This window comes from Roseicyclus salinarum, from assembly GCF_029624655.1.
In the GTDB taxonomy this organism is placed as follows: Bacteria; Pseudomonadota; Alphaproteobacteria; order Rhodobacterales; family Rhodobacteraceae; genus Roseibacterium; species Roseibacterium salinarum.
Window position 1 is genome coordinate 154,786 of the sequence record NZ_JARRSA010000005.1, and the last position, 26,558, is coordinate 181,343.

General features: G+C 69.5%; 29 protein-coding genes and 1 pseudogene. 15 read left to right on the forward strand and 15 right to left on the reverse strand.

Translation table 11 applies throughout. The features are described from left to right. Positions 1–39 precede the first annotated feature (39 nt). Positions 40–2,823: a PAS domain-containing hybrid sensor histidine kinase/response regulator gene (locus tag P6F26_RS04990; protein WP_278027547.1), complete on the forward strand. Its 2,784-nt coding sequence runs from the start codon at positions 40–42 to the stop codon at positions 2,821–2,823. Next, positions 2,804–3,418, forward strand: coding sequence for a response regulator transcription factor (locus P6F26_RS04995; RefSeq protein WP_278027548.1), 615 nt, complete (start codon positions 2,804–2,806; stop codon positions 3,416–3,418). The genes P6F26_RS04990 and P6F26_RS04995 overlap by 20 nt, the downstream gene beginning before the upstream one ends. 38 nt (positions 3,419–3,456) lie before the next feature. On the opposite strand, the gene P6F26_RS05000 is transcribed toward P6F26_RS04995, so the two are convergent. The 3 genes from P6F26_RS05000 to P6F26_RS05010 all read right to left on the reverse strand — a co-directional run bounded on the left by P6F26_RS05000 (position 3,457) and on the right by P6F26_RS05010 (position 5,267). After that, positions 3,457–3,675, reverse strand: a complete 219-nt coding sequence (locus tag P6F26_RS05000) for a hypothetical protein (RefSeq protein WP_278027549.1) — start codon at positions 3,673–3,675, stop codon at positions 3,457–3,459. 229 nt (positions 3,676–3,904) lie between these two features. Further along, complete coding sequence (locus P6F26_RS05005; protein WP_278027550.1) at positions 3,905–4,603, reverse strand: Crp/Fnr family transcriptional regulator; 699 nt, start codon at positions 4,601–4,603, stop codon at positions 3,905–3,907. A 187-nt stretch (positions 4,604–4,790) separates the two neighbouring features. Beyond that, complete coding sequence (locus P6F26_RS05010; RefSeq protein ID WP_278027551.1) at positions 4,791–5,267, reverse strand: PDZ domain-containing protein; 477 nt, start codon at positions 5,265–5,267, stop codon at positions 4,791–4,793. Between the two features lie 411 nt (positions 5,268–5,678). Here P6F26_RS05010 and P6F26_RS05015 point away from each other — a divergent pair, with 411 nt between their 5' ends. Beyond that, the gene (locus P6F26_RS05015; RefSeq protein ID WP_278027552.1) at positions 5,679–6,836 is read left to right on the forward strand and encodes a site-2 protease family protein; all 1,158 of its coding nucleotides are present in this window, start codon (positions 5,679–5,681) and stop codon (positions 6,834–6,836) included. Between the two features lie 40 nt (positions 6,837–6,876). On the opposite strand, the gene pcm is transcribed toward P6F26_RS05015, so the two are convergent. From pcm to P6F26_RS05055, 8 genes are all read right to left on the reverse strand, one after another. After that, positions 6,877–8,865 carry a protein-L-isoaspartate O-methyltransferase gene (gene pcm, locus P6F26_RS05020; RefSeq protein WP_278027553.1) on the reverse strand — a complete coding sequence of 663 codons (1,989 nt, stop codon included), beginning with the start codon at positions 8,863–8,865 and terminating at the stop codon, positions 6,877–6,879. 313 nt (positions 8,866–9,178) lie between these two features. Next, the gene (locus tag P6F26_RS05025) at positions 9,179–9,697 is read right to left on the reverse strand and encodes a pyridoxamine 5'-phosphate oxidase family protein (RefSeq protein ID WP_278027554.1); all 519 of its coding nucleotides are present in this window, start codon (positions 9,695–9,697) and stop codon (positions 9,179–9,181) included. Between the two features lie 3 nt (positions 9,698–9,700). Continuing rightward, on the reverse strand, positions 9,701–9,898 hold the full coding sequence (locus tag P6F26_RS05030) for a CsbD family protein (RefSeq protein ID WP_278027555.1): 198 nt from the start codon (positions 9,896–9,898) through the stop codon (positions 9,701–9,703). Positions 9,899–10,031: 133 nt separating this feature from the next. Then, the gene (locus P6F26_RS05035; RefSeq protein WP_278027556.1) at positions 10,032–10,202 is read right to left on the reverse strand and encodes a DUF1328 domain-containing protein; all 171 of its coding nucleotides are present in this window, start codon (positions 10,200–10,202) and stop codon (positions 10,032–10,034) included. 94 nt (positions 10,203–10,296) lie between these two features. Then, positions 10,297–10,476, reverse strand: coding sequence for a PLDc N-terminal domain-containing protein (locus P6F26_RS05040; RefSeq protein WP_278027557.1), 180 nt, complete (start codon positions 10,474–10,476; stop codon positions 10,297–10,299). Between the two features lie 72 nt (positions 10,477–10,548). Then, positions 10,549–10,782, reverse strand: a complete 234-nt coding sequence (locus P6F26_RS05045) for a hypothetical protein (protein ID WP_278027558.1) — start codon at positions 10,780–10,782, stop codon at positions 10,549–10,551. Positions 10,783–10,840: 58 nt separating this feature from the next. Then, the gene (locus P6F26_RS05050; protein WP_430736721.1) at positions 10,841–11,593 is read right to left on the reverse strand and encodes a formate/nitrite transporter family protein; all 753 of its coding nucleotides are present in this window, start codon (positions 11,591–11,593) and stop codon (positions 10,841–10,843) included. 140 nt (positions 11,594–11,733) lie between these two features. Beyond that, positions 11,734–12,561, reverse strand: a complete 828-nt coding sequence (locus P6F26_RS05055; RefSeq protein ID WP_278027560.1) for a response regulator — start codon at positions 12,559–12,561, stop codon at positions 11,734–11,736. A gap of 96 nt (positions 12,562–12,657) precedes the next feature. Between P6F26_RS05055 and P6F26_RS05060 the strand changes: the two genes are divergently transcribed. From P6F26_RS05060 to P6F26_RS05090, 7 genes are all read left to right on the forward strand, one after another. Then, on the forward strand, positions 12,658–12,846 hold the full coding sequence (locus tag P6F26_RS05060; RefSeq protein ID WP_430736720.1) for a NepR family anti-sigma factor: 189 nt from the start codon (positions 12,658–12,660) through the stop codon (positions 12,844–12,846). Continuing rightward, positions 12,836–13,384 carry an RNA polymerase sigma factor gene (locus P6F26_RS05065; RefSeq protein ID WP_278027562.1) on the forward strand — a complete coding sequence of 183 codons (549 nt, stop codon included), beginning with the start codon at positions 12,836–12,838 and terminating at the stop codon, positions 13,382–13,384. The genes P6F26_RS05060 and P6F26_RS05065 overlap by 11 nt, the downstream gene beginning before the upstream one ends. Positions 13,385–13,444: 60 nt before the next feature. Continuing rightward, positions 13,445–15,175 carry a sensor histidine kinase gene (locus tag P6F26_RS05070; protein ID WP_278027563.1) on the forward strand — a complete coding sequence of 577 codons (1,731 nt, stop codon included), beginning with the start codon at positions 13,445–13,447 and terminating at the stop codon, positions 15,173–15,175. A gap of 344 nt (positions 15,176–15,519) precedes the next feature. Then, complete coding sequence (locus tag P6F26_RS05075) at positions 15,520–15,990, forward strand: DUF2383 domain-containing protein (protein WP_278027564.1); 471 nt, start codon at positions 15,520–15,522, stop codon at positions 15,988–15,990. 110 nt (positions 15,991–16,100) lie between these two features. Then, positions 16,101–16,628 carry a hypothetical protein gene (locus P6F26_RS05080; RefSeq protein ID WP_278027565.1) on the forward strand — a complete coding sequence of 176 codons (528 nt, stop codon included), beginning with the start codon at positions 16,101–16,103 and terminating at the stop codon, positions 16,626–16,628. Between the two features lie 69 nt (positions 16,629–16,697). After that, positions 16,698–17,729 carry a DUF3618 domain-containing protein gene (locus P6F26_RS05085; protein WP_278027566.1) on the forward strand — a complete coding sequence of 344 codons (1,032 nt, stop codon included), beginning with the start codon at positions 16,698–16,700 and terminating at the stop codon, positions 17,727–17,729. A 158-nt stretch (positions 17,730–17,887) separates the two neighbouring features. Next, entirely contained in the window at positions 17,888–18,898 is a 1,011-nt protein-coding gene (locus P6F26_RS05090) for a YihY/virulence factor BrkB family protein (protein WP_278027567.1), read from the forward strand. A gap of 3 nt (positions 18,899–18,901) precedes the next feature. Here the strand turns inward: P6F26_RS05090 and P6F26_RS05095 are convergent, their stop codons facing one another. Next, the gene (locus P6F26_RS05095) at positions 18,902–19,993 is read right to left on the reverse strand and encodes an AI-2E family transporter (protein WP_278027568.1); all 1,092 of its coding nucleotides are present in this window, start codon (positions 19,991–19,993) and stop codon (positions 18,902–18,904) included. Positions 19,994–20,205: 212 nt separating this feature from the next. Here P6F26_RS05095 and P6F26_RS05100 point away from each other — a divergent pair, with 212 nt between their 5' ends. Continuing rightward, complete coding sequence (locus P6F26_RS05100; RefSeq protein WP_278027569.1) at positions 20,206–20,661, forward strand: PRC-barrel domain-containing protein; 456 nt, start codon at positions 20,206–20,208, stop codon at positions 20,659–20,661. A gap of 84 nt (positions 20,662–20,745) precedes the next feature. Here the strand turns inward: P6F26_RS05100 and P6F26_RS05105 are convergent, their stop codons facing one another. Next, positions 20,746–21,222, reverse strand: coding sequence for a host attachment family protein (locus tag P6F26_RS05105; protein WP_278027570.1), 477 nt, complete (start codon positions 21,220–21,222; stop codon positions 20,746–20,748). Beyond that, the gene (locus tag P6F26_RS05110) at positions 21,215–21,418 is read right to left on the reverse strand and encodes a hypothetical protein (RefSeq protein ID WP_278027571.1); all 204 of its coding nucleotides are present in this window, start codon (positions 21,416–21,418) and stop codon (positions 21,215–21,217) included. The genes P6F26_RS05105 and P6F26_RS05110 overlap by 8 nt, the downstream gene beginning before the upstream one ends. 331 nt (positions 21,419–21,749) lie before the next feature. On the opposite strand from P6F26_RS05110, the gene P6F26_RS05115 reads away from it, so the two are divergent. The 3 genes from P6F26_RS05115 (at position 21,750) to dps (ending at position 24,547) form a co-directional block, all read left to right on the forward strand. Then, on the forward strand, positions 21,750–23,297 hold the full coding sequence (locus tag P6F26_RS05115) for a TrkH family potassium uptake protein (RefSeq protein ID WP_278027572.1): 1,548 nt from the start codon (positions 21,750–21,752) through the stop codon (positions 23,295–23,297). Between the two features lie 18 nt (positions 23,298–23,315). Further along, positions 23,316–23,966, forward strand: coding sequence for a potassium channel family protein (locus P6F26_RS05120; RefSeq protein WP_278027573.1), 651 nt, complete (start codon positions 23,316–23,318; stop codon positions 23,964–23,966). Between the two features lie 86 nt (positions 23,967–24,052). Next, on the forward strand, positions 24,053–24,547 hold the full coding sequence (gene dps, locus P6F26_RS05125) for a DNA starvation/stationary phase protection protein Dps (RefSeq protein ID WP_278027574.1): 495 nt from the start codon (positions 24,053–24,055) through the stop codon (positions 24,545–24,547). 101 nt (positions 24,548–24,648) lie between these two features. Here dps and P6F26_RS05130 read toward each other — a convergent pair whose 3' ends face one another. Beyond that, on the reverse strand, positions 24,649–26,148 hold the full coding sequence (locus P6F26_RS05130; RefSeq protein WP_278027575.1) for a trypsin-like peptidase domain-containing protein: 1,500 nt from the start codon (positions 26,146–26,148) through the stop codon (positions 24,649–24,651). Positions 26,149–26,289: 141 nt separating this feature from the next. On the opposite strand from P6F26_RS05130, the pseudogene P6F26_RS05135 reads away from it, so the two are divergent. Then, positions 26,290–26,558: pseudogene (locus P6F26_RS05135) on the forward strand (hypothetical protein); the annotation flags it as partial.

Below are 26,558 nucleotides of genomic sequence, written 5' to 3' on the forward strand. Positions count from 1 at the left end.
GGTGTTTTTCATCGGAGCATCGGCAAATCGGTTGAGCGTATGGCAGACGACGAACGATTGCGCGAAGCCCTTCTCGAACTGCAGGTCCTGCGAGACAGGGAAGCGCGCATTCACGACGATACCCGGACGCTTCTGGAGTGTCTGGAAGCCTATTCGACGGCAGCGAGCCCGGGTGCGGCGCTCGCCACGCTGTTCGCCTGCCTGCGGGCCAGAACCGGCGCCGACCTCTGCCTGGTGGCCGCACCCGGCGCGGACGGCGCCTGCGAGGTCGCGGCCTCCAACCGCCCCGACAGGATCGGCAGGTCCTTCCACCCGCCCGGCGACCTTCTGGCGAAGGCGCGCAACGTGGCCGAGCCCGCGCTGACCGGACCATGGACAGAGGCGCTCGGCGTCGCGGACCCGGGCGGCCTGATCGTGGCGCCGGCGAAGGACGGTCACGTCCTTATGATCCTCCGCGAGGCCCCCGGCCGTTTCGCGGAGACCGCCTTCGACCTCGCGCTTCGCCTCGCCGACATCGCCGCGCAGGCCCTCCGGAACAGCCGGATGGCCGCCGAGATGGATCTTCTGGCCGCCACCGTCTCGGGGTCGTCCTCGGCGGTGGCGATCGCGGACGCCACGCGGGACGACGCCCCGCTGATCTACGTGAACCGCGCCTTCGAGGCCCTGTCGGGCTACCGCTCGGCCGAGATCCTCGGGCGCAACTGCCGGTTCCTCAACGCCGAGGAGCACGACGCGCCCGAGCGCGCTCGGCTGCGCGCTGCGGTCGCCTCGCGCAGCGGGGGCACCTTCCTTCTGCGCAACCGGCGCAAGACGGGCGAGGTGTTCTGGAACGAGCTGACGCTATTCCCGGTGCACGACGCCGCGGGGCGTTTGCGCAACCTCGTGTCCACATGCGTCGACGTGACCGAGCGCGTCGAGGCCGCCAACGACCGCGACCGGTTGCGCGCCCGGATGGAACACGCGCTCGCCGTGACCGAGGATGCCTTTCTCATCGTGGAGGCGGACGGGCGCGTGGCCTTCGCCAATGCCGCGGTTCCGCGCATCTTCCCGGCCCCGGCCACCGGCTGGACCCCGGGCACGACCTTCGCCGAGAACTGGGAGGGCTACTTGTCGCGCGCGACGGACATGCCTGGGCGCGTGACGCGCCTTCTGCGCGAGGCGGACCTCGCCGAGCTGGCGGCCCTGCCCGGTGGCGGGCGCGAGGTCGATCTGCCGGACGCGCGCACGGTCCTGCTGCGCGCCGGCCGGCTCGGGGACGGGGGCCTCGTCGTCTCGGCCACGGACGTGACGGCGATGAAGACGGCGGAGCGGCTTCTGTCGCAGCGGCTGGCGGCGATCGAGGCGGCCAGCGACGGCATCGCCGTGACCGACGACGAAGGGCGGCTGACCTACCGCAATGCCGCCGCAGCAAGCCTTCTGGGCTTCGGGGGGTCGGACGGCGGCTTCGGCAGAACCTGGCACGAGGCCTACCCGGACGCGGGGCGCACACGCGCAGACGACCCCTTCCATGCCATTCTGGAGCGCCACGAGGACGGCAGACGCCTCACGCACGAGGTCACGCGCTCCCCGCTGGAGTCGGGCGGGTCCGTCATCGTGATCCGGGACCTGACCGAGGCGCTCGCCCGAAAGGAGCGCGAACAGGAGATGGTGCGCGAACTGATCCGCCTGCAGCGGCAGGAAGCGGTCGCGCAGCTGACGGCGGGCGTGGCGCATGATTTCAACAACCTTCTGTCCGCGATCAACGGCTCGGCCACGCTCATCTCCATGGCGGGCGGACTGCCCGAGGTCGCGCGGCCGCATCTCGATCGCATCGCGGCGGCCGGCGCGCAGGCCGCGCGGCTGACCAACCGCCTGCTCGACATCGGAACCGCCTCCGAGACGGAGGGCGCCTTCGACCTCGGCTCGACGCTGTCGGACCTGCCCGCGCTCGTGCGGCCCAGCCTGCCGCGCCGGATCGACCTCGATCTCAGGACGCCCGCGCGGCCGATGACGCTGCGCGGACATCCAGGGATGCTGAGCCAGATCGTCGTGAACCTCGTGCTGAACGCGCGCGACGCCATCGGCGCGCAGGAGGGGCGGATCGCGATCCGCTTCGCCCGCCGGCGCGGCGCGCAGGTGTCGGGCGTCGTGTCCGGACCCCTCGACCCCGAGGCGATCTATGCCTGCATCGAGGTCAGCGATACCGGCGCGGGCATGGACGCCGAAACCAGCGCCCGCGCCTTCGAGCCCTACTTCACCACGCGGGGCCGGGCGGGCAGCGGCCTGGGGCTTGCCACGGTCGCGGTTCAGCTGGGCAGCCTCGGCGGAGCCGTCGCGCTTCGCTCCGCGCCCGGAGACGGCTCCACCGTGTCGGTCTTCTGGCCGATGGCGCCGCTGGCCCCCGCCCCGGCCGCGCCCGAGGCCGAACCGCCCGCCGATCTTGCCGGCACGACGCTGATCATCGTCGACGACGACGAGGACGTGAGCGCGGTGATGGCCAGCTACCTCGAAGCCTGCGGCGCCGAGGTCGCGATCTGCGGCACCCCCGAGGATGCCATCGAAGCAGTCACCGAGGACCCGGACGCCTGGTCCGCGGTGATCACGGATTACGACATGCCGGTGATGAACGGCGGCGCGCTTGCGGAACGGCTGCATCGGGCCTCGCCCGATCTTCCGGTCCTTGTCGTCACGGCGCTGGCGCGGCGGCTGACCGACCCGCGCCTCGTGCACGGGCAGGTCGCGGCGATCCTTTCCAAACCCGTGGATCTGGAGCAGTTTGGCCGGGCCGTCGCCAAGGCGGCCCTCAAGGGACGGAGAGCGATCGATGCGACTGCTGCTGGCTGACGACCATGCGCTCGTGCGGGAGACACTCGGCGCCTTCCTGACGGCGCAGGGCGATTTCGAGGTGGATACCTGCGCCTCGCTGGACGACGCGTGCAGCCTGATCGAGACCGGCGGCGGCTACGACCTCGTCTTGCTCGACTACTCGATGCCGGGAATGAACGGCCTCGACGGTCTGGGCCGGGCGATCGCGCTGTCGGGCGGCGGCCCGGTCGCCATCATGTCGGGCACGGCGCCGCGCAACGTGGCGCAGGCCGCCATCGACGCGGGCGCGGTCGGTTTCCTGCCCAAGACCATGCCCGCCCGTTCGCTGGCCAACGCCGTGAAGTTCATGGCGATGGGCGAGACCTACGTTCCGCACGACTTCCTCAACGCCGACGAGACCGAGGCCGCGACGCCGCTGGCCCGGGTCCTGTCGCAGCGCGAGATGCAGGTCCTCGAAGGTCTGTGCCGGGGCCTCTCCAACAAGGAGATCGCCCGCGAGCTTGACCTGCAGGAGGTCACGATCAAGCTTCACGCGAAGACGCTGTGCCGCAAGCTCGACGCCAAGAACCGCACCCATGCCGCCATCATCGGCAAGGAGGCCGGGATCTGCTGACGCCGGCGCCGGTCAAGGCGCCCGTTCCAGCACCCGTTCTATCGGTCGTCGCGAAGTTCCCACAGAAGGCGCAGGTGCGTCACCGTCTCGCGCGGAAAGCCGAGGTATTCCGCGATCTCGGCATCGTTCAGCCCGTATGCCACCAGCGCGGCGAGCGAGTCGCGCGGGCTTGGGCCGAGGCTGTCCGAAACCTGGGCTGACAGCGAAAAATAGAGATTCTTCGCGCCGGTCGCGCGCTCCACACGGATGTGTCCCATGGCATTCCCCCCCCTTGGTGACGAGTCGGCAGCGTGACTGCGCCAAGCGTCTCACCGTCCCGGAACAGCGGCCTTAACCGGTGTTAAATATTGCATGTGAAAGGAACGGTGCGCGCAAGTTCGCGCAACAGTGCGAACGGAGAGCCGGGCACGACCGCCCACCGCAAGAACGGGCGTTCGCCCAGAGCCGCCGAAACCGCGAAGGCGCGCGCCCGTCAGGCGAGGAGTGTCAGGCGATGATCTCGGCGCGGAGGGCCTCGATGTCCACCTCGGCGATCGCCGCGAATTCGTCGACGTCGTGGATGATGATGTCCATGTGGTCGCTGATCGTCACGAGATCGTGCTGCTTGAAGCGGCAGAAGGTGCGGCTGACATGGACCGACGACAGGCCGACGTAGTCGCCCAGCGCCTGTTGCGTCAGCGGAAGGTGGAACTTCTGCCCGTTGAGCGGCCCCGTGTCGTGCGCGCGCAGGCACAGCTCGCAGATCGCGTAGGCGATGCGGGTCTCGGCATTGGCCTTGCCGAGGCGCAACATCCGCTCGGCCATGCCCGAGCAGCGCGCCGCGACGTGGCGGTTCACGAGGGTCTGGAACTCGGGGCTCCGCTCCAGAAGCCGGGACCAGTCGCGACGACGCATGATCGCAAGCTCGGCCCGCGTATGCGCGCAGATGTCCGTCGCGGTCTGCGTGATCCGCGCCGAGCCGGGATCGCAGAACTGGCCGGGCAGGATGAAGTCCACGATGTGCCGCTGCCCGTCCGACGTCGACTTGGAACTGACGAGCCAGCCCGAAATGACGAAGTAGACATAGGCCGTAGGTTCGCCGGCGACCTCCAGAACCTTGCCCGCGGAAACGTTCTGGATCGACGCGTCGGTCAACCTGACCAGCGCCTCGGCCGCGCTTGCGCCCCTGAGGTTCCAGAAGGGCAACGGCAGAGTGCTACGTTCGGTTGAAACTGTCCGATCCACGACGACCTCCAATCCCGCTGGCGAAAACCATTGCAGCCGCAAAGGCCTCGGGGTTCTCGTGAAGCAACCGATCAGTTCACGAGATGGTTCCACGAGAACTTCGCGCATGGATTGAAAACGATCCGCGGACCTTCAGCCTTGACGAAGATCAATGTGCCGCCCGAAGCGCGCTTTTGCAGTGGCGAAGGCCGCGTATCCGGCCGGAACGTCCTCGGCCGCGCCCCGCGGTCCGGGGCGTCGTCCCGCCTTGCGCGCCATGTCGCGGACCACCGGGCCGGCGCTTCCGGCGCGGGCGCGGCGGGGTGGCCGTGACGCGCCGGGCGACGACGCGGAACTCCGTGCTGTCGCGCCTGACGGTGAAGGCCACCATCGTCGGCGCCGCTGCCATCCGCGCCTCGAATTCCTCGGGCGAGGAGATCGACTGCTTGTTGATGTGCGTGATGACGTCGCCAAGCTGGAGATCGCCCAGCGCCAGCTCGCAATCCGGCAGCAGCGACATGATGACGACGCCCTCGAGATCGCCGTGACCCTCGCCCAGCGGCCCGACCGCGATCTGCGCGCCGCCCGCACGGGCGAGAAGCCCAAGCGCCAGCACGGCGAACGCAAGACACTTGAAGACCCTCATCGTCGCCGCCTCCTGCTCAGGCGCCAGAGGCCGTCCCGCGTTGCGGTCCAGGCCCCTGCGCGCGTCCCTGGCCGCCCTTCGGTCCCGCGCCCTTTGCGGCCCTGCCCGGCCCGACCGGATTCGGGGACGCCAGACACCTGCTTCGGGGCGCGAAAGGCCCCGCGCATTAGCGCAGGTTAAGACGGAAAGGCCCTCGCAGGCCCCTGCGCGGCTTGCCGCCGAACGCCGGCAAGGACCGCCCGACCCCGGCGCGGCATGATCACGGTCAAGGCCGGGCGTCGCCCTGCGCGTCATAAGGGGCTGGCGAACGTGTGCCGGAACCCGGCCCGTGCGCCCGGGGTTGACCCTTCGGGCGCGGGCGCCGTCCGGCAGCTTTCAAGGGCGCAGGGGGCGCCGAAAGGGAGGGGGCACATGCTTACGAAACGGTTCGAGCTCTTCACGTTGCTTGGCTTCCGGGTCAGCCTCGACCTGTCGTGGTTCATCATCGCCGTGCTCGTGACGTGGTCGCTTGCAACGGGATATTTCCCCGAAATCGTCGCGGGGCTCGAGCCCGCGACGGCATGGTGGCTTGGCACGGCCGGCGCGCTGGGGCTTTTCGCCTCGATCATCCTGCACGAATTCGCCCACGCCATCGTCGCGCGCCGCTTCGACATCCCGATGCGGGGCATCACGCTGTTCATCTTCGGCGGCGTGGCCGAAATGGAGAACGAACCGCCGAGCGCGAGATCCGAGTTCTTCATGGCCATCGCGGGCCCGATCATGAGCTTCGCGCTCTCGGGCGTGTTCTACGCGGTGTCGCTGCTTTCGCCCGGACAGCTGTCCGAGGCGCTTTTCGGGTATCTCGCGCTGATCAACCTGATCCTCGCGGTGTTCAACCTCGTGCCGGCCTTTCCCCTGGACGGCGGGCGCGTCTTTCGGGCGGCGGTCTGGGGCTGGACCGGGGACTACGCGAAGGCCACGCGGATCGGGGCGGGCCTCGGCCGGTTCTTCGGGGTCCTGCTGATCATGCTCGGCGTGGCGAACCTGATCGGCGGAAGTTCGGTCGCCGGGATCTGGCAGGCGCTGATCGGCTTGTTCATCATCAGCGCGGCAGGATCGTCCGAGGCGCAAATGACGCTTCGCACCGGGCTCGAGAACCGCACCGTGGGCCAGCTCATGGTGCGCGATCCGATCAGCATCGACGCCGGCACGCCGCTCACCTCGGTGATCGAGGATTACTTCTACCGCCACCACCACACGATGTTCCCCGTCACGCGCAACGGCAGGCTGGCGGGCTGCCTGCGGATCGAGGACGTCGGCGGAATTCCGGCGGCGGACCGCGCGGAACTGAGGGCGGGCGACATCCTGCCCGAGGGCGGCGGGCGCGTGCCCGTGGTCGCGCCCGGCATGGCGGCGGAGGATGCGCTGGGTGTCATGCAGTCCAACCGCACAAGCCGCCTTCTGGTCGCCGAGAACGGCGTGCTGGCAGGCATCCTGACGCTGCGCGACGTCATGGCATTTCTCACGATCCGCCAGGAGCTTGCCCGGCGGGAGGCCGCGCCCCGCGCCCGCAGCGAACGCGCGGCCTGAGAGCGGCGGACATTCGCCTCACGTCCCGAAGGGATACGCCTCACGTCCCGAAGGGATAGGTGTCGGGCATCCCCGCAAGGCGCCCCGTCTCGATCGGACGGACCGCCTCCGTCTGGTCGATCCAGATGTATTCGTTGAACTGGCGGGGCAGCTCGGCCTCGAAATAGTGGCTCTGAAGCTCCGTATCGGGGCGGTAGATCACGCCGATGGCGCGCTCCAGCCGGGGGTGGGACAGCGCAGTCGCCACGTCCAGTTCGCTGCCCGCACGCATCGGCAGGATCAGGCCCGGCAGCCCCGCGAGGTGGAACTGCCGCTCGTAGCTGTTCTCGTGCGCCGGGCGGACATGCATGACCTCCATCGGAGTGTCCCAGTCGGTCGCCGCGGCCACGGTGCCGCGGTCGGTGCCGAAGCCTATGCGATAGCTGTCCCGCCCGAAGCCGCGCGCGCAAAGCTCGCCGATGTTGCGTTCGCCGCGGCGGCCCATCTCGGTCGCGCGCGCGTCTCCGACATGCGAATTGTGCGCCCAGACCACCGCCCGCGCAGCCGGACCGTGGTGTGCGAGGATCGTCTCCAGCGTCTCGAACATGTGGTCGTCGCGCAGGTTCCACGACGCCCGCGAGCCGTAATACATGACCTTGTAGTAGCGCTCGGCGTTGGCCACGAGCGCGGCGTTCCGCGCGGCGTCGAAGAAGCGCGCGCCGTCCCGCGCGACGTAGTCCGAGCGCCGCCGCATCAGGTCTGCCAGCATCGCCACCACCTCGTTCCGGCAGTCCCTGTAGCTGCCCGTCAGCGCCGCGCGCCCGTAGGCCGCCGGGTCGGTCGCCCATGGCGTCAGGCAGCCGTAGCGGTCCCGCGCCACGCGGGCGAGGTCGGGATCGACGTCGGCAAGGTAGTCGATGGTCGCCTGCGCGGAGGTGAACAGGCTGTAGAGGTCGAGACCGTAGAACCCCGTCCGCGCCTCCTCGGGCCGTTTGGCGTTCCAGTCGTGCAGCCAGTCCGCGAAGGCGCGCACCTCCTCGTTGCGCCACATCCATGTGGGGAAGCGCGCAAAAGCCTCCCAGTCCGAGGGGGGCGCCTCGCGATGGCGAACGTAATGGTCGATGCGCGCGGCGTCGGGCCAGTCGGCTTCGGCGGCGACGATGTCAAAGCCCTTCTGCTCGATCAGGCGGCGGGTGATGCGTGCGCGAAGCGCGTAGAACTCGCGCGTGCCGTGGCTCGCCTCCCCGATGAGGACGACGCGCGCATCGCGGATGCGCTCGATCAGTCCGTCGAGGGGAGCATCCTCGATCGTGTCGAACGGTTCGCCATGGGCGCGGATCAGCGCGGGCAGATCGCGCTCCGCGCGGGGCCGGTGCGCCGGCGCCTCGCGCGGGGGCGGCTCGCCTTCGATGTGCTGGTCCCCCAGCGGCGGGACGAAGCGCACGTCGGCGATGTCCTCCTGCACGAAGCGGCCGTTGGAGTGGCGCGTCACGCGCACCAGTTCCTGCGAGCGCGCGTCGGGCCCCACGGCGGCGACCATACGGCCGCCGGGCGCAAGCCTCGACTTCAGCGTTTCGGGAACCTCGGGCACGGCCCCCGAGACAAGGATCGCGTCGAACGGCGCCTCTTCGTCCCAGCCATGCGTTCCCTCGTCGTGGAGGACGCGCACGTTTGAGCAGCCCGCATCCTGCAGCGCGGCGGCCGCCTTGGCGGCAAGCTCGCCATGGCGTTCGATGAGGAAGACCTCGGCCGCCAGGTGCGACAGGAGCGCCGCCGGATATCCGGTGCCCGCGCCGATCTCCAGCACCTTCTCCCCGCCGCGAAGATCCAGCGCCTCGATCATCTCGGCCACGACGCCCGGCGGCGGCGCGACATGGCCCATCGCGATCTCGAGGGGGGCGTCGGACGAGGCGGCGTGGGCGAGGTGGGCGGGCAGGAATGTCTCGCGCGGGACCGCCTCCACGGCGGCGATCAGGGCCTCGCCGCGCACGCCTCGCGCCTCGAGGTGTCGGCGCAGCATCCCGCCGTTGCGCGTGCCGAGGTCGGTCATGCCGCGTCCCCCCCCCCGCCGGTGCGCCACCCGCTTCCGCCCGGAAGACCTTGCGGCATCCCTCCCGCGTGGGGACCAGTCCTGTCGCTCATCGCCTGACATCCTTCCGTCCGGGACCGGGCGTCCCCGCGTTCTGCACGCGGCCAGCGGGGGGGCGCGGCCGCCGGGACCCCGGGTAGCAAGACCACGCCGCATCCGCATTGACGCGGGTTATCGATGCATGGGACGCCGGCCACAGTCCCGGCGGACGGGCAAAAAAAGGGCGGGGTATCCGAAGATGCCCCGCCCCTGTCGTTTCCATGTGGCTCCGCCGTCACGCGGCGAGGTCCAGCCTGAACACGTCATGCGTCCCCACGCCGGGGTCGGCATCGCCCTCGGTCATGGCGCTGCGCATCAGTTTCAGCCCCACGATGACCGGGTTGTTGCGCGACGCCCAGACCGACGCCTCGCGCGGGGTGAAGCGGACCAGCCGCACCGAAGGGTCCTCGCGGCCCTTCTCGAACCACGCGGCGGCCGCGAAACTCCAAAGCTCGTCGAGCTTTTTTTCGTCCTGCGACGGGTCGAGGCGCCCCGACAGGCTTGCGATATAGCCGTTGCCGTCGGCCTGCAGCGTCAGCTCCGCCTCCGCGCCCGGCCCGATGGCCCGGAACAGGTCGGTGTCGGCGGAGGTGATGAACCAGACGGTCCCGCCATCGGCATCCGCGAAGACCGTCATCGGCTGCGGATGCTGGTCGCTTCCCTTGACGCGCAGCATGGCCACCCGCTCATCGGAAAGGTGCTTCCACAGCGCCTCGCGGGCGGCCTTGCCGTCTTGCGGTGAATGATCCTTCATCGTTCACACCTTCGACAGGATGTCGTCCACGGCGCTGCGCGCCTCGTCCTTCGTCTTGCCCAGCTTCTGCTGCATCAGGCCTTCGAGCTGCTCGCGGTCACCCTTGGCGGCCTCGACCTCGTCGTCCGTCAGCTCGCCATAGCTCTCCCGCAGGCGACCCTTGATTTCGGTCCATTTGCCTTCGATCAAGTCGCGGTCCATGTGTCTTCTCCTTGTTGGTCATGATGCGCCCGGCCACGCCGGACGCCTTGTGCAGATCCATTCAATCGCCCGCTGTCGGCCCGCCCGTGGCGGCCCGCGAAACGGGCATCGATGAAGGAACGGTCAGGACGCCCTAGGGCGAGCGTCCGCGCACCGCGCGCGCGACCAGTGCGATCACGAACAGTGCGATGAAGATGAAGAACAGGATCTGGGCGATCCCGGCCGATGCCGTCGCGATGCCGCCAAATCCGAACAGCGCCGCGATCAGCGCGATGATGAGGAATGCGATTGCCCATCCAAGCATGGTGTTTGCTCCTTTCAGTCGGTTCCGGGGTGACAACGGGAGCCGGGCGATCGGGGTTCCTGCCAATCGAAGACGCGTGCGGTTTTAACGTTCCTCAGGACGCCCTGGGCCCGAACAGAAGCCAGACAAGAAAACCGATCAGCGGCAGGACGACCACCAGCAGGCACCACAGCACCTTTGCCCCGGTGCCCGCCTTCGAGCCGAGGATCGACACGATCGCCCAGAGGTCGAGCACCAGCAGGATGAGGCCGCCAAGCCCGCCGATTTCCAGCATTTTCCACCACTCCAGTTCCGTTGGGTCACGCGCATGGCCGCATGGGACGGCGCAAGGCACGCCGCGGCGCGATCATTGCGTGGTGGTGTCCGTCCCGGTGGCTCCGTCCTGCGCCGCCCCGGTTCCGGGCTCGATCGTCTCGGTTGGCGCGCCGTCGGGCGCGGCCTGCTCCTCCAGGGGGAAACCGCCCCAAAGGATGGCCGCTATCGCGATCAGCGCCACAAGCACGAGCCCCACGGTGATCCCCATGATGGGGCCGCGGTGCCACTTGGCCTGCGTCTCGATATTGGTCTTCGGTGACGACATGAATGCTCTCCTCGGTTCGGGTGATGGAAACGCGCGCGGCGGGGGGCGGGTTCCGGCGTCAGGCGCCGTCCTCCACCTCGGCGCGCACCTGTCCCCACGCCAGAAGCGCGAAGACGGCCGTGCCCCCGGCGACGTTGCCGGCCAGCACGGGAAGGAAGAATTTCAGGACGGCGGGTCCCGGCGCCAGCCCGCCGGTGAACAGCAGGAACCACATCTCGACGCTGCCCGCGATGATGTGCGTGAAATCGCCCGCCCCGATCAGCCATGTGAACAGCAAGATCACGAGCACCTCGTTGCCCTGCTGGGCCGGCATCATCCAGACGATGGCCGCCACGAGGATGCCCGCGGGGATCGCCTTGAGGAACGCAGTGCCGGGCGGGAAGCCCGTCGCATGTATCGACAGCTCGCCGATCGTGTGCAGGATCGCCTCGGAGAAGGCGCCGGACCACGCGAAGAAGGCCGCCGCCGCGGCCGCCCCGATCACGTTGGCCGCCAGCACCAGGAGCCACAGCCGCAGCACCAGCATGAGGCATTCGCGGTCGCGCCGCGCGACGAGCGGCAGGACCGTCGTGATCGTGTTCTCGGTGAACAACTGCATCCGGCCCAGGATCACCAGCAGGAATCCGAAGCTGTAGCCGAGGTTCTCGATCAGGTAGCGCCAGCTCGTCTCGGGCATGTGGCTGCGCAGGATCGCCTCGCCGAGGACCGAGAACGAGATCAGGACGCCCGCGGCCGTTCCCGACCAGATCAGCGAGGCGTTCGGCCGGTGCAGTTCTTCCTCGCCGTCGCGGCGGATGACCTCGTAGATCATCCTCGAGGACAGCCTGCCGGCGTCCCGGATCGCGTCTTCTTCGCTTTTCACGGAATTCTCCCCGGGCTCCACGGCCCCGAACGACGAAGGACGCGGCCGGAAGCTCCGGCCGCGGATCCGAATGAATGCAAGGCGCGGCCTCAGCCGGCCTGCAGAAGGCCCTCGGTCGAGGCGAAGAACATCGCCTGGCTCACGGCGGCGCGCACCTGCTCCTCGGAATAGGGCTTGGTGATCAGGAACGCGGGCTCGGGGCGTTCGCCGGTCAGAAGCCGCTCGGGGAAGGCGGTGATGAAGATCACCGGCACGTCGCCGAGCGTCCGCAACAGGTCGTTCACGGCGTCGATCCCCGAGGATTTGTCGGCCAGCTGGATGTCGGCGAGGATCAGGTCGGGCCGCGTCGCCTCACCGAGACGCACGGCGCCGTCACGGGTGCGCGCGATGTCGGTGACGTTGTGGCCCATGCTCTCGACGATGGCGTGGAGGTCCATCGCGATGATCGCCTCGTCCTCGATGATCAGCACGTCGCCCTTGACCATGCGACCCATCTCCTCGCGGGCCCGGTCGATCAGCTCCTCCGCCTCGGAATTCGAGATCGACAAGATCTGCGCCACCCCCGGCACCGCGAAGCCCTCGATCGCGTTGAGCAACAGCGCCTCGCGGGAATTGGCGCTCAGGCCGGCGAGGCGCCACTGCGCGCGCTGCTCCAGAAGCCTTTCGGAGAACTCCGGGTCCTCCACGAGCGCGCCCGAGCTGGTCCAGATCTCGTGGAAGCAGCGGAACAGCTCGATCTTGGTGGACCGCCCCCTGTCCACGATCTTCGGGTCTGCCACGATCGCCTCGAGCGTGGCGGCCGCGTAGCGGTCCCCACCCTCCTGCGATCCGGTCAAAGCGCGCGCATAGCGTCGCAGATAAGGAATTTCGGTGGCCAGAGCATCGCTCAGGCCAGCATTTCCTGTTGATTTGTCCATGCCGTCACTCCACGCAATTTTTTATGGAACCAATCGGCGCGCCGAAGGTTCCAGTGTGGATTGCATTTTTTCCGATCGGACCGACGACCTGACGTAATGGCAAAAGACCAGAGCAAGTCCCCCGTGAACCAGCAGATCGATGAAAACCTGCGCCGCGTCTACAACGAGGCGCTGAACGACAAGGTGCCGGACAGGTTCGCCGACCTGATCCGCCAACTGAAGGAATCGGAAGCGCAGCCCGCAGTAGAAGCGCAGCCCGCAGTAAAGGATCAGGATGGCCAGTGATCCCAGAGAGGAAATCGTCGATCACCTGCCCGCCCTCCGCGCTTTCGCAATGTCCCTTTCGCGCAACAGCGCGACGGCCGACGACATTGTGCAGGACACGATCGTCAAGGCGTGGTCGAACATCGACAAGTTCCAGCCCGGCACCAACCTGAGGGCGTGGCTGTTCACGATCCTGCGCAACACCTACTACTCGCTGCACCGCAAGCGTGGCCGCGAGGTCGCCGATGGCGATGGCGAATACGCCGCGCAGCTCTCGGAGAAGCCCGAGCATGACGGGCGCCTCGCGATGAAGGATTTTCGGGTCGCCTTCGCCAAGCTGCCCGACGAGCAGCGCGAGGCGTTGATCCTTGTCGGTGCGTCCGGCTTCTCCTACGAAGAGGCGGCGGACATGTGCAACTGCGCGGTCGGCACCATCAAGAGCCGGGCCAATCGCGGCCGCAAACGCCTTGCCGAACTGATGGGGCTCGAGGACGGCGAGAGCATGGAACTGACGGACGCGGCGACGCTTGGCGTCGTGAACGCGCCGCCGTCGGGCTAAGGACGCAAGGCGCCGGGATGAGCGGCGGGACCCCGGACCAGAGGCAGTGGGCCCGAAACCATGAGAGGCAGGATACCGGTCGGCAAGTTTTGGTTCAGCTCGCTCAGGACGCGGCTGATCGTGTTCCTGTCGATCGCGCTTTTGCCGATCGGCAGCATCGCGGTCTATCAGACCGTGCGCGTGGTCAACGAGGCAGAACGCCTTGCCGAACGCGACGTGCTGGCGCGGACCGTGCGGGCGGCGGCCGAACTGCAAAGCATCCTCCAGCGCGCCTTCGGGGCGGGCGAGGGCCTCGGCGCCGCAGCCTACCAGGAGGGCTCGAACACCCGGGACTGCATCGCCACTATGGCGCATTTCGTGGACGCGAGCCTCGACTACACCTTCGCGGGCTTCATCGAGCTTGACGGACGGATGAGGTGCACAAGCTCGGGCGAAACGATCGACTACACCGATACCGTCGCGTGGCGGAGCTTCGTCGAGGATCCGCGCCCCACAGCCTTCGTGACCCAGCGGGGCGACGTGTCCGCGCAGCCTGTCCTCGTGGCCTTCGTGCCGATCCTCGATCCCGATACCGGCGCGCTTCTGGGCGGTCAGGCGGTGTCTACGCCCGAATGGCTGACCGAGGCCCTCCTTGAGTCCGCGATGCAGGATGTCGCCCTCGCGCTCGTGTCGCCCGATGGCGGCATCCTCGCCTCGAACACCGGAACCACCTCGACCGGGGCTTTCGGACGGATCGATCTTCGCCCCGAGAACCTTCAGGTGCCGGCCGACGGCCGGCTGGTCGAGCTTCCCGACTCCGAGGGCGAGCTCTGGCCGGTCGCGCTCGTGCCGCTGATCGAGGACTGGATCTTCGTCGCGGGCATCTGGGGGGAAGCGACCCGTCCCGCCTCGGTGTCTTTCTTCGGCAGCCACGTCGCGCCGGGATTTCCGATCCTGATGTGGCTGGCGACCACCGTGGTCGCCTATCTCGCCGTGAACTCGCTCGTCCTGCAGAACCTCAGGCGCCTCTCGTGGCGGATGCGGCGGTTCCGGTCGGACCACAACGCAATGCATTTCGTCATGCGCGCCGATGCCCCGCGCGAGTTCCAGACGATCGCGGAAAGCTACAACGCCATGGTCGACCGCATCACCGAGGACCGCAACACCCTGCAGGAGAACGTGCGCGAGAAGGAGCTGCTTCTGCGCGAGGTCCATCACCGCGTGAAGAACAACCTGCAGCTGATCGCGTCGATCCTGAACATGCAGATCCGCAACATCGCCTCGCCGGACGCCAAGCGGATCCTCGCCCGCGTGCAGGACCGGGTGATGAGCCTGTCGACCATCCACAAGGCGCTCTATTCGGGGTCGCGCCTCGACTGCGTGCGCGCCGACAGGCTGCTCGCGGAGATCATAGACGGCGTGATGAACGTGGGCCTGCCGAGTTCGGCGGATGTCGAGGTCGTCGTGGACCTCGACCCGCTGAACCTCGACCCCGATCAGGCCGTGCCGCTGTCGCTGCTGGCGACCGAGGCGGTCACGAACGCCACCAAGCATCTCGGCGCGCCGTCCGGCGATCGCCCGCGCATCGCCGTGAGCCTGGTCTGCAGCGACGAGGACAAGGTGGTCTTCACGGTGACGAACACCCGCGGCAAGGAGCCCCGGCACGAGACGGCGATCGACGGATCGAGCCTGGGCGCACGGCTGATCGAGGCCTTCGCCTCGCAGCTTGCCGGCAGGCTCAGGGTCGATGCGAACGATCGGGAATATAGCCTCGTGCTGGAATTCAGGGCGCACACGGGCCACGCCGCCTGACCCCCTCTCCCGATAGCCGCCAAAGCCATGACCGCGCGGACGCGAGGGCGCCGCCACGAAAAATGGCCGAGAGCATGAGCTCTCGGCCACAGGGGGAGTAACGTCACACGACCAGTCTTGAAATCCACGACCGACCGCGGTGTCGATGCTGAGGGACAAGAAGCATCGACACTGGCGTAACCGGCGATGCCCCCGCCGGTTCCCCTGCAAATGAAAGTTTCCGAAATTTTTTCGCGGCGCGCCAACATGGCGCCAACACGGGGCGAAGTGGCACCGGCGTGACGCGTCAGGAACCGCCTTCCGCACGGCCGGGTTGAACCGGTGCACCCCAGCCGGAGGCCGCGATGCCCGTCGACACCCACGATCCCACCGCCGCGCTCTCGCAGCTGACGACCGAGATCACGGACGCGATCCGGCGCTACCGGGCGGCGGAGGGGCGGAGCGACCACGCCCTGCGCGAGCTGATCGGCGCCACCATCGCCGTCCACGAGAGCCACGCGGCCGCCCTTCTGACCGAGATCGAGGCGATGGGCGGCCGCCCTGAACAGGTCGGCGCGATGATGGCGGCCGTCAGGACGGCGGTGCGCGCGGCCGAAGATGCTCCGCCAGGCCCGCCCGACCACCCGCCTGAAAGCGAGCTCGAAGAAGGGCGGCCCGGACATTCGCTGATCGTGCACGGAGAACGGCGGCTGGTCGCGGCCTACGGCGAGGCGATCGAAGCCGCCGCCGGGCATCGAGGCCTGCGCGAGATCCTGCAGAGCCAGCGCGAGGTGCTGGAACGGCGGATCGCCGCGCTTGGCGGAGATCGCGATTGAGGGAACAAAGCCCAGTCGCCGCCGTTTCATCCCCGACGGAAAGACACCTCACCGAAACGCATCGACACACGAGCGGCCAGCCGGCCGCACTGCCCCGAAGGAGACGCATGATGGCTAAACCGGACCAATCCGCGACGATGGCCGACATCAACCGCACGCCGCCGGAAACCGACACCTCGGACCACGACAGCCGCGAAAGCCGCGGCGAGGGCTCCACGACATCGGGCGGGGGCAAGTCCATGCTCGATACCGCGAAGGAGCGCGTGGCCGAAGAGGCGCAGAACGCCCGCGACGCGGCCTCCGAAACGGCCCGCGAGAAGGCCGACCGCCTGCGCGAGGCGGGCGAAGCGTTCGAGGAAGACAGCTTCGCGCGGCACGCGGCAGACCAGTTCGCCGAACAGCTCGGCGCGGCGGCGCGCACCGTGCGCGACGCGGACCTCGCCCATGTGGCCGACGACGTGACCGATTTCGCTCGCCGCCAGCCGCTGGTGTTCTTCGGCGGCGCGGCCGTCCTCGGGTTCCTCGCGGCCCGCATGCTGAAGGCGTCCGAACGCTCCGACGGCGGTCACGGCACAGAAGACTCCGGTCCGGCGGATTATGGCACGCATTACGGCAGCGACCCCTGGGAAACGGTTTGATGCCCACCCATCACGCCACGAATGCGTTCCTCCGGGGGCGCAGGCCGGACCCGACGATGCGAGGCCGTCATGGATGACGCAAGGAAAGACCCCGACGAGATCGAGCGCGACATCGAGCGCACGCGGGCCGAGCTGCGCGAGAGCCTCGAAGCGCTCGACCGGCGGCTCTCGCCCGAACGGATCGTGGACTATGCCGCCGACCTGGTGGAGCGCGAGGGCGGCAGGGCCGCCGAGGCCGCAATCGAGACGGCACGGCACAACCCGGTTGCCATGGGCCTCATCGGCAGCGGCCTCGCGCTTCTCGTCACGGGGATCGCGAAACCCGGCGGCACGGGCCGCCGGCGCGGCGGGGGCCACACCGAACCCGGCACGGACGCCGGACCCGGGCCCTCGCACGCAGACTATGACCCGAGGATCCGGCGGACCGCGCCGGGCCTCTCCGATCCCGAGCCGCGCATGGCCGGGTTCGACGAACGCATGGCCGCGACCGAGCGCGCGGCCGCCCGCAAGCAAGCCATAGGAGAGAGCGAGATGCACGACCCAGCCATCCACCCGCACGAAGGCCACTCGCACCAGGGAACCGGCGCCAGCGCACGGGCGCGCAGGATGCGCGAACGGATGCGCCACTCGGCCGAGTCGCTCCGGGCGAACCTGCGCAGCGGCCTCGGCGATCTACCCGAGGAGGCGCGCCACCGCGTCGTGAAGGCCCGCCTCGCCGCCATCGAGGCCCAGCACGAGGTGGAGCGGCGGATGCGCCACGGCGCCGAATACGCCCAGCGCAACGCGCGCGAACATCCCCTGATGCTCGGCGTGATCGCCTTCGGGCTCGGTGCCGCGCTTGGCGCGTCGCTGCCCCGGACCGAGACCGAGAACCATTCCATAGGCCGCTACCGCGACCGCATGATGGACGAGGCGGACCGTATCTTCCGCGAGGAGGTCGAGAAGGTCCGCCGCGTGGCGGAGGCCGCCGTGGCGGAAGGAAAGTCCGCGGTGAAGGACACCCTCGAAAGCGGCCCGCCGTCCGAGGACGACCCCGCGCGCCGCGTCTCCGAGGCCGCCAAGTCCGAGGCGAAGCGGCAGAAGGTTGGCAGCGTCAGCTGATCAGTCCCCTTTCGGCTGATGTTGCCACTCGCCCCCGGCCTGTCCCCTCGGCCGGGGGCGCTTTGCATGCGGGGGCGCGGCGTCCATCCCACGCGTCGGAACCGCGCTCCTGCGCCATGCGTTTTCACGCCAACCGCAGACGGCACGAGGACCAGACCTTGAGCGAAACCGCGACCACGGACGACACCCGCGGCCCCGAACGGCGAGGCCCCGAACGGCGAGGTCAGGCCGCGCGATCCCCCGCCGCGATGACGTGGCGCGGCTATCTGGAGGCCGGCAGGCGCGTTTTCGCGCGGCTTGGCCCCGACCGCGTGGGCCTCGTGGCGGCGGGGATCGCCTTCTTCGGCCTTCTCGCACTCTTTCCCGGCATCGCGGCGCTGTTCGCGATCGCGGGCCTCGTCATCGAGCCCGACACCGTCGCCGCGCAGCTCGAGGCCTCGGTGACCGCCCTGCCCGCCTCCGCGCGCTCGATCCTGATCGGCCAGGTGAACTCGGTCGCCGGTGCGGAGGAAAGCGGCCTGAGCCTTGCCGCACTCGGCGCGCTGGGGCTTGCCGTCTTCTCGGCGAGCCGGGGGATCGCCAACCTCGTCGCCGGTCTGAACCTCGTCTACGGCGAGACGGAAGAGCGCGGCATCCTGCACCTCACGGCGCTGCACGTCGCGCTGACGGTCTTCATGATGATCGCGCTGACGCTGGCCCTGATCGTGGTGGCCGTGATCCCCGTGGCGCTTTCGCTGCTCGGCAACGCCGAGGGCCTCCAGAACCTGTCTGAGCTTCTGCGCTGGCCGGTCCTGATCGCGATCGCTGCGGCCACCTTCACCGTTCTCTACCGCTACGGCCCGTCGCGCCGCAACGCGCGGTGGCGCTGGCTCGCGCCCGGCGGCGTCGTCGCCTGCCTCCTGTGGGTCGGCCTGACCGCCGCTTTCGGCTGGTATGTCGAGACGCTCGGCTCCTACAACGAGACCTTCGGCGCGCTCGGCGGCGTGATCGTGCTTTTGCTGTGGCTGTGGATCTCGTCCTTCGTGGTGCTTCTGGGCGGCCTGATGGACGCCGAACTGGAGGCGCAGACAGGCATCGACAGCACGGTCGGCCCCGACCTGCCGCGTGGCGAGCGCGGCGCGGTCAAGGCCGACGCCTGCGCCCCCTGCGACGACGACCCCGCGCCCTGAGCCTCAGGTGCCCGCGCCCGGCGCGGCCCTGCGTCCGCCCGCCGGCCCGGCCCCGTCGCGGGCGTCCCGGTCGAGATGCCCCAGGACATAGAGCGACCAGACCAGCACCGGGATCGCCACGACGCCCCCGACCGGCCCCCAGAGCCAGAGCCACACCACGAGCGACACGAAGACCAGAAGCGGGTTCACGTGCATGTTCCGCCCAACCAGCGACGGCGTGACGAACTGCCCCTCGGTCATGTTGAGCGCCAGGTAGGCCAATGCCGGAACGAAGCTCATCGGGCCGTCGAACGTCAGGATCCCCGCGGCGGCAAGGGCCACGGCCAGCACGGCGGGCCCGAGGTAGAGCACGAAGTTGATCAGGAACGCGGCCATGCCCCAGAGCATCGGCTGCGGCAGGCCGATCAGCGTCATCACCCCGCCGATCAGGACGCCGAAGGTCGCGTTGATCAGGGTGATCGTCAGGAAATAGCGCGACACGCGGCGCTCGGCGCGGAACAGCATCCCCGAGCTGATCCATGTCGGCCCGCGATCCGTGCGCTCGTAGATGTCCCGGCGGCCGACGAGGAAGAAATAGAACGTCCCCGCGAAGATCAGCAGCTGCGCCGCGAAGGACGGCGCCAGCGCCAGCGCGTCCATGAGGCCGGGAACCTGCACGGGACTGTCCTGCGGCCCGCCCGACGCGCCGTCCTGCGCGCCGCCAAGGGCGCCCTCCACCGTCTGCTGCAGCTCCTCCACACCCGCCAGCGTCGCGCGGAATGCCTCGAGCATGTCCGTGACCTCGCGCCAGATCGACGGGGCGTTGCGGATCGCGCGCGTCACCGTGGGTTCGATCAGCACGAAAAGCGTCGAGGCAAAGACCGCGAAGCCGCCCAGCACCAGAAGCGCCGATACCGTCCGCGGCAGGCCGATACGCTCGATGGCGTCCGTCGGCGGCGCGCAGACGACGCCGAGGACGAGCGCCGCGACCACCGGCGCGAACAGCCCCTGCCCCACGCGCAGGGCCGCGAAGACGGCGATCAACGCAAGAAGCCCCAGGAAGAGCGTCTGTGCGGCGCGGTGGTTCATGAGATGGGTCTCCGGTTGCGTGTCCATCAGGCGAAACCCGCCGGGACGGCGCATTGTTCCGGCCCACTGGGTCCCGCCTCCGGCCTCGCCCCTGCTGCCCCCGCTCGCCCCTGCCCCCCCCGCACGCGCGCGCGCCATGCCCCGAGCCCCGCGCCCCGTGCCCCCGCGTCAGACGGAACCCTGCCCCCGATCGCGCCGTTGGGATGCCGTAACCAGCTCCCCTGAAAGGAGACCGAGAGATGAAACTTCTGACCACCACCGCCGCCGCCCTCCTCATCGCGGCCCCCGCCGCCTTCGCGCAGGAGGCCACCGTCGATGACGGCATGACGAACGACACGATGCAGTGGGACAGCGCCGAGCTGATCCGCTCGCGCGACATCACGGGCGGCAACGTCTACACGACCAACGCGGCCGACGACGAAGGCTGGGACGCGGGCAACCTGTGGAACGAGGTCGGCGCCGACTGGAACCAGATCGGCGAGATCGAGGACCTGGTGCTGGACCGTAGCGGCCAGATCGTCGGCATCGTGGCCGAGGTCGGCGGCTTCCTCGACATCGGCGACAAGCACGTCGTGATCGAGGTGGGCGACCTGAACCTCGTTGCCGTGGACGACGCGACCTACGCCTACGTCACGCGCCTCAACGAGGAAGAGCTCGAGAACATGCAGGACGTCGACGAGGGTTTCTGGGACTGACCCCCCGAGCCCATGTGCAGAACGACGAAAGGGGCCGCGCGCGCGGCCCCTTTTTTCTTGTCCGGGTGGCGGATCGCGTTCCGCTCAGCCGCCGGTCCTCAGGGCTTCGGTCAGGATGACCTCCACCTCGTCGATGGGATGGTTCGTCAGGACCTTGGGCACCTCGAGGATGATCTTTTCGGCCACCTCGGGATGCAGCTCCTTGCGCAGCGTGCTGAGGACCGTCCTGCTCGCCATGACGACGAGGTGGCGGAACCGTCCGGCATGTGCGTCGGCATAGAGCTTCTTCGCAAGGTCCGCGCCGAACCTCTCCTTTTCCAGTTCGTGCCAGTCGGTTTCCTGCACGGCCGAGCGCTGGACTGCGGGGCCGTCGTTGAAACGGCCCGGCCGGTCGGTCGCCCATTCGGAGGCCTTGGGGTTCTCGTGCTCTTCGTGGCGATGGACCACGAGGTTCATGTCCATGTCGTCGCCCCAGTTCACGAGGAACAGGGCCTTGTTCCCGTTCGCCACGACGACCCACGCGCCCTGCGGCAGGCCGGATCTGCGCGCCGTCCTATCCATCGCCGTCCTCCTCGTCCGACTTGTGGACGCGGGTGACGCCGGCAGGACGTTCCACCGCGCGCTTCTCCTCGTCCTCGGTGCCGATCTTGCGCGGCAGGCGGCCGCCCGTGCGGCCCGACTGGGACACTCCGCCCGGCTCCCCCGGCAGCTTCTCGCTGTCGCGGGATCCGTCCTTGGAACGGTGTCTCTCTGCCATGTGCTCTCCTCCTTGCTGGCCGTTGCTGGCGGTGCGGCGGGCCTTGCGCCGCCGCGTGGTTCGAAGTCGAGGATCGGGAAGGCCCAAGGCCCGGGCCAAAGGCCGCCCTGCGCGCGCCCGGCCCTCCGAAGGCCGAAGCCACGTTCACCGATCCTGCCGCCCTCCAGCCCAGGGGCGCGGGCGCGCCCCGTAGGCTCGTCTCGGGAACAGGATTTCAACCATGGGCGAAGCCCCTCGATACCCTGTGGGCATTTCTCGCCAGATCAACGCGATCAGCACGCGGGGGTTCCTGTCTTCGCCCCGAAGCCCGGACCGGCCCGCAGGGAACCGGATGCCCGGACGCGCGTTCAGCACGCATGTGCGGCAAGTCCCCCAGCACGCGGCCGTCGACATCGACGGGCCGCCCCTCGTCATGCGTGTGAAACGGGCGGCGGCCATACGCGAGGGGTCCGAGGCGATCGCGCAGCCCGCGCGCCTGTCCGTCATCGCCCTGACGCTGGCCAAGCACGCGCCGATCTTCACCGTGCTCTGCCTGCCGCCCGCGCTCTGGGCCGCGCTGGAGCGGGAATGGCCGCTGGCCGCCGCGCTGGCGCTGCCGGCCGTGCTGGCGGCGGCGATCTACGTCGCGACCTCGGCGCGCCCCCTGCCCCAGGACCTGCGCGGCGTCGAGGCGATGCTGGGCGTGACAATCGTCTTCGGCCTCAGCGTCCTCCTGTTGGTGCCGGCCTTCATGACGCTGGGGATGCCCCCGGCCGACGCGCTTTTCGAAGCCATGAGCGCGGCCACCACCACGGGCCTGTCCGTCGCGGCGGACCCCGGCGCGTGGCCGGTCGCGGGGCATGTCCTGCGGGCCTGGACGCAATGGTGCGGCGGGCTGGTGATCGCGACGGCGGTGCTGGCCCTCCTGCTGCCCTCGGGCCTTCCCGCGCGCAAGCTGGGACAGGCGGGCATCGACCAGGGCGACCGCATCGCGTCCACGCGGCGGCAGGCGCAGCAGTTGCTGGGCGTCTACGTCGGCCTCACGGTCGTCATGGGCGGGCTGAACGCATGGGCCCTGCCCGGCTGGCGCGAGGGCGTGCTTCTGACGCTCACCGCGGTCTCCACCGGGGGCTTCGCGCCGCGCGCCGACAGCATTGCCTCCTACCACCCTTTCGCGCAGGGGCTGGTGATCCTGACCTGCACGCTTGGGGCGGTTTCGCTTCTGACCTTCGTGCTGGTCCTGCAGGGCAAGTGGCGCGACGCGTGGCACCTCGGGTCGCTCCGGCGGGTCCTCGTGGCCGTCGCGCTCTTTTCGGCGGCCTATGCCGCGCTTCTGGCCCTGAACGGCGTGACGGCGCCGGACGAGATATACCGCGGCCTCCTTAATCTCGTCTCAGGGCTGACCACGACGGGCTTCGCGGCCGGGCCGATACCGTCGCCGGGGCCGCTCCTGCTGCTGATCGTGGTGGCGATGGCGGTGGGCGGCGATGTCGGCTCGACCGCGGGCGGCCTCAAGCTCGCGCGGATCGGGTTGCTGGCCGACGCGTTTCGCGACGCCATCCGGCGCCCGCGCCTGCCCTCCCGCGCGGTGGCGCCCCTGCGCAATGACGGCGAGACGGTCGACGACAGGACACTCGCGGGCCTGCTTGCGCTTCTGTTCGTCTTCCTCTGCGTGATGCTGCTGGTCTGGATGCAGCTTCTGGCCCATGGCCACCCGGCGCTGCCCGCCCTGTTCGAGACGGTGTCGGCCCTGTCCACGGTCGGCATGTCCACGGGGATCGTGGGGCCGGACATGGCGGTCGACCTGAAACTCTCGCTCACCTTCGCGATGTGGCTGGGGCGGCTGGAATTCGTCGCCGTCCTGCTCCTGTTCACGCCCCGCACCTGGATCAACAGATGACCTGAAAGGAGGTCCGACATGCGGATCGTCATCCTGGGCGCCTCGCGCTTCGGCGAGGCCATTGCCCGCAGCCTGATCGAGGACGGCCACGAGGTGGTCGTCATCGACAAGTCGCGCGAGCGGCTGGAAGAGCTGGCGGAACGCGTCGATTGCGGGATGCTGGAGGGCGACGGCACGCTGCCCACGACCCTGCGCGAGGCGTTCCGGGATGAGGACGACGTCTTCGTCGCCGTGACGAACGCCTCCGAAGACAACATCCTCGCCGCTCTGGTCGCGCGCTCGATCGGCTTCGGAAGGGTGATCCCGCAGATCGTCTCGTCGGAACTCATGAAGGTCTGCACGGAGCTGGAGCTGCACGACGTCATCAACCCCCACGCCACGGTGGCGCAGGAATTCGCCGAAGCCTTGCAGGACCGGGCCGAGCTCGACCACGAGACCACGCTGACGCGGGACCTCGCGCTCAAGCGGGTGCACGTCCCGCCGCGCATGGCCGGGCAGAGGTTCGGCGACCTCGAGCTGCCCGAGGGAACCCACGGCATCGCCCACGTCCGCGACGACACGGAGCAACTGATGTCCGACGACATCGAACTGAAGGAGGGCGACCACGTCCTGTTCGTGCTGAAGCGCGACAGCCTCGAGAAGCTGAGCGACTGCTTCCGCGAGGACTGACGCCGCGGGCCGCGCCCGGTCTGGAACCACGCGAGCCTCCCGCGAATTGACGTGGCAGACACCGGAACCCGAACAAGGAGGGATACATGCCCACGAACTTTGCCCAGGGCCTCAACCAGGATACCCGCCAGGAGGTCGTCGACCTGCTGAACGCCAACCTGGTCAACACGATCAGCCTGACGCTGGCGGTCAAGCAGGCGCACTGGAACCTCAAGGGGCGCGGCTTCATCGGCGTGCACGAACTGCTCGACGACGTGGCCGAGCGCCTCCGCGAAAGCGCCGACACCATCGCCGAGCGCGCCGTCATTCTGGGCGGTCACGCGAAGGGCACGGCCGAGATCGTGGCGGAGAAGTCGACGCTCGAGGCCTATCCGCTGGAGATGACGGACATCGGTGAGCATGTCGAACACCTCAAGACCCGCTTCATGGAGGTGGGCCACGCGATGCGCGAGGCCATCGAGGTGGCGGAGAAGGCCGGAGACGAAGACACCGCCGACCTCTTCACCGAGATCAGCAGGGCGGTCGACAAGGACGCGTGGTTCATCGGCGCGAACGCCGAGGCCGCCCTGAGCCGGGCCTGAACCGGACCCTTCGCCCGCGGACCTTGCGCGAGGCATCCGGGCCGTCCTTCGGGGCGGCCCGTTTCCGTTCACGCCTCCCGGCCTCCCTCCGCCGGGGCGGATCAGCTGTCGACCTCGAGGTCCTTCACCTCGACCGTCAGGAAGAGGTAGCCACCCTCGCGGAAGATACGCACCAGCATGGGCTCGTCCGACCCCGCCGCCTTCGCCACCGCCGCGCGCAGATCCTCGATGCCGGTCACCCCCGCGCCGCCCGCGTCGGTAATCACGTCGCCGCCGCGGATGCCCGCCTCGTCCGCGGGGCCGCCGGGTTCGACGTCGCGCACCAGGACGCCCATGACGGTCTCGGGGATGCCGAATTGCGCCCGCGTCTCGGCGTCGAGCGGCGCGGCGGCCACGCCGATGCGCGGCCCCTCGGGCGCGGCGTCGGCGTCGGGGCCTTCGGGCATGGCGCTTGCCGTCTCCAGATCCGGTCGCAGGCCGATCGTGATGTCCGTCTCCTCGCGCGCGCCGGCCCTGAGGTAGCCGACGGTCACGGTCTCGCCCTGCGACAGTTCGGCGACCGCGATCGACAGGTCGCGCGGCGCGTCGAAGGAACGGCCCGCGATCTCCAGGATCACGTCGCCCGGCTGCAGGCCGGCCTCCGCCGCCGGGCCGCCCTCGGTGACGTCGGACACGAGCACGCCCTGTGGCGCGTCGAGGCCCAGCGCCGCCGCGAGCGGCGCGTCGACGGCCTGGATCTGCACGCCGAGCCAGCCGCGCTCGACCGTGCCGTCGTCCCGAAGTTCCTCGACGATGGTCTGCGCCACGCGGGACGGCACCGCGAAGCCGATGCCCACGTTCCCGCCACTGGGCGAGAAGATCGCGGTGTTCACCCCCACGACGTTGCCGCTGGCGTCGAACAGCGGTCCGCCCGAGTTGCCCCGGTTGATCGCCGCGTCGGTCTGGATGAACTCGTCGTAGGGCCCCGAGTTGATGTCGCGGGACCGCGCCGAGACGATGCCCGCCGTGACCGTGCCGCCCAGCCCGAACGGGTTGCCGATGGCCACGACCCAGTCGCCGATCTGCAGATCCTCGGACGAGCCCCACTCGACGCTCGGCAGGTCCTCGCCCTCGATCCTGAGCAGCGCGATGTCGGTGGCGGGGTCGGTGCCCACGACCTCCGCCTCGAAGCGGCGCTCGTCGTCGAGCACGACCTCGACCGCGTCGGCGCCCGCGATGACGTGGTTGTTGGTGACGACAAGCCCGTCGCCCGAGATGATGAAGCCCGAGCCCTGGCTGCGCATCGGTCCCGGCGGCTGCGGCCGGGGCATCCCGAAGAACTCCTCCAGCCCCGGAGGGAGCTGCGGCATCGGACCAGGCATCGGGCCGGGTCCCATGCCGGGCATGGCCGCCGCCGCCGGCCCCGTCGAGAGGATGCCGACGACGGCGGGAAGCCGCGCGGCGACCATGTCGGAGAAGTCGGCGGGAGTGTCGAACGCAGCGGTCTGCGCGACGGCCGGGAGGGGCGCGGAGAGCGCCAACGCGGCGGCCGTCAGGGCGGCCGCGCCTGCGGTCTTCGGAAATGCGGGGAACGGTCGGGGGGCACGGATCATGGCACGCATGGGGCGTCTCCGGGGTTCAGTGGTCCTATCGGGTCGGAACGCTCCAGCGCCGTGCGCGGTTCCGGCGCGGGCCCGTCAAGGAACATGCGCCCGCCCGCACGACTTGACCCCATGAAGCAACGACCGGAAGGAGCGACCGACATGGAAAGGAAAGGCGCCAAACGTGCCGCCGGCAAGGAAGGCACGGCCTCGACGAACCATCCCAAGGGGCGCGAGGACCTGATCCACGCGCACCGCGAGCGGCGCGAGACCGAACCCGCCGCCGCGCCCCAAGTGACGGACGAGGAAACCGGCGACCCCTCCGCCCCCGAGATGGAGGCAGTGCGGGATCGCGACCGCAAGGAAGGACCGGTGCCGCGCAAGGAACCCGTGCGGACCTTCGGCGTGAACACCGGCGAGGCCGCGCGCGA

Bases quoted from the DNA above. Each gene is read 5' to 3' on its own strand.
- P6F26_RS05025 (WP_278027554.1), bottom strand. From the start codon at position 9,697: ATGAAGGATCATTCACCGCAAGACGGCAAGGCCGCCCGCGAGGCGCTG.
- P6F26_RS05080 (WP_278027565.1), top strand. From the start codon at position 16,101: ATGGCTAAACCGGACCAATCCGCGACGATGGCCGACATCAACCGCACG.
- P6F26_RS05050 (WP_430736721.1), bottom strand. From the start codon at position 11,593: ATGATCTACGAGGTCATCCGCCGCGACGGCGAGGAAGAACTGCACCGG.
- P6F26_RS05115 (WP_278027572.1), top strand. From the start codon at position 21,750: ATGCCCGGACGCGCGTTCAGCACGCATGTGCGGCAAGTCCCCCAGCAC.
- P6F26_RS05035 (WP_278027556.1), bottom strand. From the start codon at position 10,202: ATGCTTGGATGGGCAATCGCATTCCTCATCATCGCGCTGATCGCGGCG.
- P6F26_RS05105 (WP_278027570.1), bottom strand. From the start codon at position 21,222: ATGGATAGGACGGCGCGCAGATCCGGCCTGCCGCAGGGCGCGTGGGTC.
- P6F26_RS05075 (WP_278027564.1), top strand. From the start codon at position 15,520: ATGCCCGTCGACACCCACGATCCCACCGCCGCGCTCTCGCAGCTGACG.
- P6F26_RS05060 (WP_430736720.1), top strand. From the start codon at position 12,658: ATGGCAAAAGACCAGAGCAAGTCCCCCGTGAACCAGCAGATCGATGAA.
- P6F26_RS05015 (WP_278027552.1), top strand. From the start codon at position 5,679: ATGCTTACGAAACGGTTCGAGCTCTTCACGTTGCTTGGCTTCCGGGTC.
- P6F26_RS05065 (WP_278027562.1), top strand. From the start codon at position 12,836: ATGGCCAGTGATCCCAGAGAGGAAATCGTCGATCACCTGCCCGCCCTC.
- dps (WP_278027574.1), top strand. From the start codon at position 24,053: ATGCCCACGAACTTTGCCCAGGGCCTCAACCAGGATACCCGCCAGGAG.
- P6F26_RS05040 (WP_278027557.1), bottom strand. From the start codon at position 10,476: ATGCTGGAAATCGGCGGGCTTGGCGGCCTCATCCTGCTGGTGCTCGAC.
- P6F26_RS05010 (WP_278027551.1), bottom strand. From the start codon at position 5,267: ATGAGGGTCTTCAAGTGTCTTGCGTTCGCCGTGCTGGCGCTTGGGCTT.
- P6F26_RS05055 (WP_278027560.1), bottom strand. From the start codon at position 12,561: ATGGACAAATCAACAGGAAATGCTGGCCTGAGCGATGCTCTGGCCACC.
- P6F26_RS05095 (WP_278027568.1), bottom strand. From the start codon at position 19,993: ATGGACACGCAACCGGAGACCCATCTCATGAACCACCGCGCCGCACAG.
- P6F26_RS05000 (WP_278027549.1), bottom strand. From the start codon at position 3,675: ATGGGACACATCCGTGTGGAGCGCGCGACCGGCGCGAAGAATCTCTAT.
- P6F26_RS05045 (WP_278027558.1), bottom strand. From the start codon at position 10,782: ATGTCGTCACCGAAGACCAATATCGAGACGCAGGCCAAGTGGCACCGC.
- pcm (WP_278027553.1), bottom strand. From the start codon at position 8,865: ATGACCGACCTCGGCACGCGCAACGGCGGGATGCTGCGCCGACACCTC.
- P6F26_RS05100 (WP_278027569.1), top strand. From the start codon at position 20,206: ATGAAACTTCTGACCACCACCGCCGCCGCCCTCCTCATCGCGGCCCCC.
- P6F26_RS05110 (WP_278027571.1), bottom strand. From the start codon at position 21,418: ATGGCAGAGAGACACCGTTCCAAGGACGGATCCCGCGACAGCGAGAAG.
- P6F26_RS05030 (WP_278027555.1), bottom strand. From the start codon at position 9,898: ATGGACCGCGACTTGATCGAAGGCAAATGGACCGAAATCAAGGGTCGC.
- P6F26_RS05085 (WP_278027566.1), top strand. From the start codon at position 16,698: ATGGATGACGCAAGGAAAGACCCCGACGAGATCGAGCGCGACATCGAG.
- P6F26_RS04990 (WP_278027547.1), top strand. From the start codon at position 40: ATGGCAGACGACGAACGATTGCGCGAAGCCCTTCTCGAACTGCAGGTC.
- P6F26_RS04995 (WP_278027548.1), top strand. From the start codon at position 2,804: ATGCGACTGCTGCTGGCTGACGACCATGCGCTCGTGCGGGAGACACTC.
- P6F26_RS05130 (WP_278027575.1), bottom strand. From the start codon at position 26,148: ATGCGTGCCATGATCCGTGCCCCCCGACCGTTCCCCGCATTTCCGAAG.
- P6F26_RS05070 (WP_278027563.1), top strand. From the start codon at position 13,445: ATGAGAGGCAGGATACCGGTCGGCAAGTTTTGGTTCAGCTCGCTCAGG.
- P6F26_RS05120 (WP_278027573.1), top strand. From the start codon at position 23,316: ATGCGGATCGTCATCCTGGGCGCCTCGCGCTTCGGCGAGGCCATTGCC.